This is a genomic window from Paenibacillus germinis, assembly GCF_013141785.1.
Classification (GTDB): Bacteria; Bacillota; Bacilli; order Paenibacillales; family NBRC-103111; genus Paenibacillus_E; species Paenibacillus_E phytorum.
In genome coordinates, this window is record NZ_WHOC01000083.1 from 1 (window position 1) to 5,835 (window position 5,835).

8 protein-coding genes are annotated in these 5,835 nt (G+C 39.4%); 7 read left to right on the forward strand and 1 reads right to left on the reverse strand.

The genetic code is table 11. The features are described from left to right. The first annotated feature begins 637 nt into the window (after positions 1-637). The 4 genes from GC102_RS17360 to GC102_RS17375 all read left to right on the forward strand — a co-directional run bounded on the left by GC102_RS17360 (position 638) and on the right by GC102_RS17375 (position 3,090). Complete coding sequence (locus tag GC102_RS17360; protein ID WP_171690679.1) at positions 638-1,210, forward strand: beta-class carbonic anhydrase; 573 nt, start codon at positions 638-640, stop codon at positions 1,208-1,210. A gap of 224 nt (positions 1,211-1,434) precedes the next feature. After that, positions 1,435-2,211: a Cof-type HAD-IIB family hydrolase gene (locus GC102_RS17365; protein ID WP_171690680.1), complete on the forward strand. Its 777-nt coding sequence runs from the start codon at positions 1,435-1,437 to the stop codon at positions 2,209-2,211. 176 nt (positions 2,212-2,387) lie between these two features. Continuing rightward, complete coding sequence (locus GC102_RS17370) at positions 2,388-2,705, forward strand: Imm32 family immunity protein (protein WP_171690681.1); 318 nt, start codon at positions 2,388-2,390, stop codon at positions 2,703-2,705. Between the two features lie 61 nt (positions 2,706-2,766). Beyond that, a complete protein-coding gene (locus GC102_RS17375) occupies positions 2,767-3,090 on the forward strand; it encodes a hypothetical protein (RefSeq protein WP_171690683.1) in 324 nt (107 codons plus the stop codon). 253 nt (positions 3,091-3,343) lie between these two features. On the opposite strand, the gene GC102_RS17380 is transcribed toward GC102_RS17375, so the two are convergent. Then, positions 3,344-3,754, reverse strand: a complete 411-nt coding sequence (locus tag GC102_RS17380) for a YjdF family protein (RefSeq protein ID WP_171690684.1) — start codon at positions 3,752-3,754, stop codon at positions 3,344-3,346. Positions 3,755-4,255: 501 nt separating this feature from the next. Here GC102_RS17380 and GC102_RS17385 point away from each other — a divergent pair. From GC102_RS17385 to GC102_RS17395, 3 genes are all read left to right on the forward strand, one after another. Next, the gene (locus tag GC102_RS17385; RefSeq protein WP_171690686.1) at positions 4,256-4,645 is read left to right on the forward strand and encodes a hypothetical protein; all 390 of its coding nucleotides are present in this window, start codon (positions 4,256-4,258) and stop codon (positions 4,643-4,645) included. 249 nt (positions 4,646-4,894) lie between these two features. After that, complete coding sequence (locus GC102_RS17390) at positions 4,895-5,248, forward strand: DUF2019 domain-containing protein (protein WP_171690687.1); 354 nt, start codon at positions 4,895-4,897, stop codon at positions 5,246-5,248. A 175-nt stretch (positions 5,249-5,423) separates the two neighbouring features. Further along, a partial coding sequence (locus tag GC102_RS17395; RefSeq protein WP_171690689.1) for a DinB family protein occupies positions 5,424-5,835 on the forward strand: 412 nt, incomplete at its 3' end.

A 5,835-nucleotide genomic window follows, 5' to 3' on the forward strand; every position in this document is an offset into this window, starting at 1 on the left:
CGGGTAGCATACCATGACGAATGACAGATTTTATGATGGCATGGTAGGTTGTAGGGAGAGACAAAGACCAACAAACGGTTAAAATCGAACATTACCTTGTTCCTGGTTATGACGTAGGAATAGAGTAAATATATCCAAAGCGGAGTGTGTTCTATGAATGACAATAATGGAATGATGGCTAAGAGAGCAGACACCTGATCGGTATTTAGGAGGATGATTGGAAATCCCGTATCACTATAGAACATTTACTTGCAATGTCGGCAGGGTTCGATTGGCCAGATTTCGGAGAGTGAATTATTTCGCCCCTATGGTCTTTCACTGTTATGCAACCTCCCCGAAAAACCTAAGCAGCATGCTGCGAGGGATTGTGTTTTTGGCAAGCTACTGTTCACTTTTCTGAACCCTTGTCATGCAAAACCACAACATTTAAGTACTGGACAGGGGTTCAAAACCCTACATTACCAATCATTACGACAGTATCGTCAGTTGCGTACTGGTAGCGCTTCTGATGGTTCTTTTGCTTTGACTAGATTCATTTATCGAAACCATCTAATAAGAACCGGTTTGGCATGTTGAGGGTGCTTCGTAGGTTATGATAAGATTATAAGATATCAAGAGAGAAATTGAGGTGAGAAGCTTGGACCGACTTTATGATATGTTACACTTTAACTCGGAGTTTGTAGAGAAGAAGGAATTTGAAAAATATAAAGCATCTAGATTCAAAGATAGAAAGATGGTTGTTGTAACTTGTATGGACTCAAGGCTTACCGACCTTCTTCCCCGAGCGTTAAATATTAAGGATGGAAATTCCAAAATCATTAAAGATGCTGGAGCGATTGTTTTGCACCCATTTGGCAGCGTTATGCGTAGCGTTATTGTTGCTGTATATGAATTAAATGCCGATGAAGTGTTTGTGGTCGGACATCATGATTGCGGGATGAGCTGTATTGACCCTGGCGAAACCATTAATAAAATGAAGGAGAACGGCATATCTTCCGAAACTATCGACACCCTCGAAAGTTCCGGAATTAATTTGCAACAGTGGCTACACGGTTTCGATAGTGTTGAAGATTCCGTTAAAGGAAGCGTGCAAACGGTCAAGAACCATCCCCTCCTGCCAAAACACATTCCAGTTCATGGCCTTGTAATCGACCCAGAAACAGGAAAGTTAGATTTAATAGTGGATGGTTATAAACATAAGGAATCGTAGGGAAATCCGAATTGAATTAAGCCTTCCTAGATCACGAAACGCTATTCTGGGAATACTGAGCTATCGAGAAACGTTAGTTACATACACTATCAAGATAAGGCTGCCGGCATAATCGGCAGCCTTTGCTCAACTAACGGGCAGGATAATTCAGTTAAGTATGGAACTCTATGGGTTACTAACGTCTATTAGAGCAAGGTATTTTTAATCATAGGGGGATTCTAGCAGTGTACGAGATCGTGTTTTTTGATGTTGACGGGACCATATTAAGTGAAGTGGATAGATGCATACCTGAAAGCACAAAATTGGCTATAAAAAGGCTTAATGAAAAAGGTATTAAGGTCGTTGTTGCAACGGGGAGACCACATAATTTGTGCGAAGAACTAATTGCACTCGGCATTGATACTTTAATATCAGCAAATGGAGCACTTATTAAAGAAAAAAATAATGTTATTTATAAGTCAGCGTTATCTGTAAAAACGGTTCGTGAACTATCAAGTTTTGCCGAGCTAAATGGGCACACTCTTTCCTATTTTACAGATTCGATTTCAATGAACGAAATAGGAGTAGAAGAAAAACGTGTTAGAAGTGCACTATTAGAGACCCTAGGTCTTAGTCATTATCCAAAGAATTTAGATGCACTCTCAGAAGAGATTTACTGTATGTGTTTGTACGCTGATGAGAGTGAAGCTCAAAAATTCATTGATAACTTCCCGCAACTGCGGTTTGTACGTTTCCATCGATATGTAATAAACATTCTTGAAAAACAAGTGGTCTCTAAATCGGAAGCAATCAAAAAAGTGCTGGATTATTACAACATTGCCGTTAGCAATTCTATAGCTTTCGGCGACGGTGGTAATGATTTAGATATGCTAGAGTTCGTTGGCCTCGGTATTGCCATGGGTAATGGTGAGGAGAACCTTAAACAAAGGGCGGATTTCGTAACCAAAAAAGCAAGTGAAGATGGCATATACTATGCCCTAACTAAATTTGGCGTTATTTGATTCTGAACGAACTATATCATTGAACTAACGGGTAACGTTTGTTCAATCATGACATGATGGCAGCTGACATAGTATCAGTTGCCTTTTTCAATTGAAGTAACAGGCAGCTTAATTCAACACTCATTTGTGGTAAAATGAGACTTTTGGAATAATCTCGTTAATAGGGGTTGAAGAGCATGGGTTCCGTTGTGGTTAATTTAAATATCGATGAGGACACTCCCGAGTTTACAAACAAAGATAACGTAGGACAGGTTGAAATTTTAAGTAATAATCGAGTGATGATCACTTTAAGTAAAAACGGATTAATTGGTTTTGCGCAGGAACTACTAAGAATGGCTCATAATGATTATACAAACGGCTATCATATACACGTCGATCCCAGCGAGATAGGGTATGTTTCCCAAACAATGGGCTTTTTCTCAATGCCCAACAGTGCTGAGTTAATAATTTCTTGTGCAGATTTTGAACCGATTGATTCCTATCTGAAAGAGTAAATAATCACGAGAAACAGGAATAACAAAATATTAAAGCAGAACACAAGTGAGGTGAGACGTTTTGAAGATCGGTGAGGTAACATCAGAGGGTTTTACCTTCGTCAATTTAGGTAAGGAAACCTTCGTTGATTTTAAAGAGTGTAATGAAAATTGGGTTATGTACAATAAGAGGAAAAATAATTGGACGGATGATGAAGTTAAAGATTATCGGACAAAGAGTAAATGTGTCGCAGAGCGGGATATCTGTGCAAAACCATGTTGTTTTATATTCTTTACAAAGCCTTTTACTAAGATCGAATTTACTAATTTTAATGCAAAAAAAGAATTCAGGGATTTTCAAATGAAAATACTTGAAGTTGGTTGGACCACATTTGACTTGAGTTGATTGAGCTAACGCAAGAACGATAGTGCAATAACCAGGGAGCAGCTCGCCACGCGGTAGCTGCTCCTTGGTTTCGTTAAAGTAACGGGCAGTATAGTTAAAATGCATTCGGCAAGAAAAAAGGGAATTTTATCGATAGTTCCTGAATCAAAGATAGCAGGTTGCCACTCGGCAACCTTATTAAGAAGGTAAGTTTTTTTAAAAAATAGAAGCCATCGGGCTTCTATTTTTTCAGGCAGTAAGCGTATGCCGCACGTTATCTGCCCCGATGTTTTGCTTTCGCCTTCATTCGAGCGATGTCGCGTTTGAGCTCTTTCAATGCTTCTTTTTGCTCGCGGGATTGGATTTTTCTCACTTGTTTGCGCAGATCAAGATCCAGCTTGATCGCTTCTTGAGCCGCCGATGAAGCACCCCGCTGCTTCATCTCTTTGGCGACGATGCGGGATAGACGCTTCGGATTGAATCGCCGCTCGGAAACCGGCTTTACTTCCGCAGTTTGTCTGGCTAGTTCCATCCAGCTAAGCATGCCTATCTGCACAAAGTCCATCACCTCAGCGTCACGAGGCTCTGAGCCGAAAACATATCGGATAGCCCGCAGCTTGCCGTTTCGCTCTTCTTCAACGACACCAACCCAAAATGGATCTTCAAAAAACACCGTTAATTTCATAGTAAATCCCCTCCAAAAAACTTTTAGCGATGGACATCCCGAGGGGGAAGGATACGACATAGTGCGGCGGCTATGCATCCGGACTACCAACCGGACTGTGATTTTACGCATTTCTCATTATAAACGAAAATAGTCTTGATTTGCTTCCTGTTCTCATTTAATTTTCTGGAAAGGCTTATTTTCTTGCTACGATCGATGCCATTTGTTAAAGCATAAAGAAAATAATAGCGTAACGATCATAATTGAGGTAACGGGAAACTATAAGTACTATCTAGGCTGCCGGTGAGTCGCTCGGCGGCCTATTCCGCTAACGGGCAGTATAGCTCCATGACAACAGGGTACCGAATTTATCGGTAGCCTGTTCAACTAAAGGGTAGTTTAGCGTGGAGATTGGTTCAAAAAGTGGAGTATAATAATGGTACTAATAACCAGCAAATGGTGTGTCTTTATGCCCGAATATTCTCATATCCAAACAAATTTTTATAAGTAGGAGGAGAGTAATTGGAGAATTACCCAAAGTATGTAACGAGGGAAGCCATAGAAAGTCTTGTTAAAAAATTGAGTTTACCTGAACCTGGACCATTTACCCAAGATTGGGAGTACGAAGTGGCAGATGTAACAAGAATAAATGAATTTCTTTCTTTTTATGAGAATTCAAGTTTTAACGAAGAAGAAAGATTTGCTTTGATGATCGTAATTATTGAGTCACTCAATGACGCTATTGAAAAAGGTGATGTTGATGAATCAATATTGAGAAAAGCAAAAGAGCTACTATTAAAAGATAAAGCTATCCATACAAATACAATAATATACTGGTCATTGGAAAGTGAGGATTTAGAGGATTGTTTTGCCATAACTCCATTTATTAGGTGTGTTAAGGAGATGATATAAACTGAACCGGTAGTAACGAAGGATGTGCAAGAATGGAGAAGAAAAAATTGGTGCGGAGCAGTCTGCGTTGAACTGACGGATAACTAAAGTTGAGGGGCTTGCATCGCGGCAGCTCCTCTTTTGTTTATTAAAGTTACGGACAGGCTAGTTCTATACAAGAAAGGATAAAAGCCACACCTTGGAGAATAAAAAAGAGCTATAAGAAGACACAAAGTGAAAATCGCTCAGTACAAGATAGGAGTTGTCGACTTGTTCAAAAAAACAAATTTGGACACTCGTTTTATTCTAGCATGCATCAATCATTGTGACGGGACTGAAAGTGGGAATTTCAAAAAGGCTAATAAAGCAGCGAATCAAATCTATGATGTTGTAACTGAGCTTAATAACCAGAACAATCTTCAGTATCTTACTCAATTTCTGCAGCATGAGAATGACTCCGTCAGTCTTTGGAGTGCAGCTTATTTATTAAATGTTAAACCAGAAATAGCTCTTAGTGCTTTAGAGAACCTTATTGGAAAACCAAAATCCTTGGTTTCATTTTCCGCAAAGGTAACTTTATCTGAATGGCAAAAAGGGACTCTTAAAATGTACTTTAAAAGTTGATAAAGGACACAATGGTAATGCATTTTGTTGAACTAACGGAAAACGATAGTTCAATCATGACACGACGGCAGCCGCCGAGGGACAGGCAGAATAATTAAAGGGAATCATTCTGAGTTAAGCGAATTATTAAAAAAGTGATATGTGCATTTTCATTAAATTGCAGAGGGGAAGTAGTGTGCCAGACCTGACAAAAAACGTACTCGAAGACATGAACAAGCAGCTCGATCGAATCATAAAGAGCTTAAACCGACTTGATGATGATTTGATTTGGAAAAAAATGAAGGATTCTATGAACAGCATTGGAAACCTTTGCTTACATTTAGCGGGAAACGAGTATCAGAACCTCATAAGTGCAATCGGAAACAAACCCTTCATTCGGGAACGCGCTCAAGAATTTAATTCTGAAGGTGGCATATCGAAGGATGAATTGAGTAGTCTTCTTTTGAGGACACGATCTGAATCGGAAAGTATATTATCAGTTTTGTCCGAGCAGGATTTAAAAAGGGAAGTCATAATCCGCTATGACTTGGAGGATTGGAACAGAATGCTTCGGGTTAAAGCTTCAGAAAATGAAACCTATGAAGTGA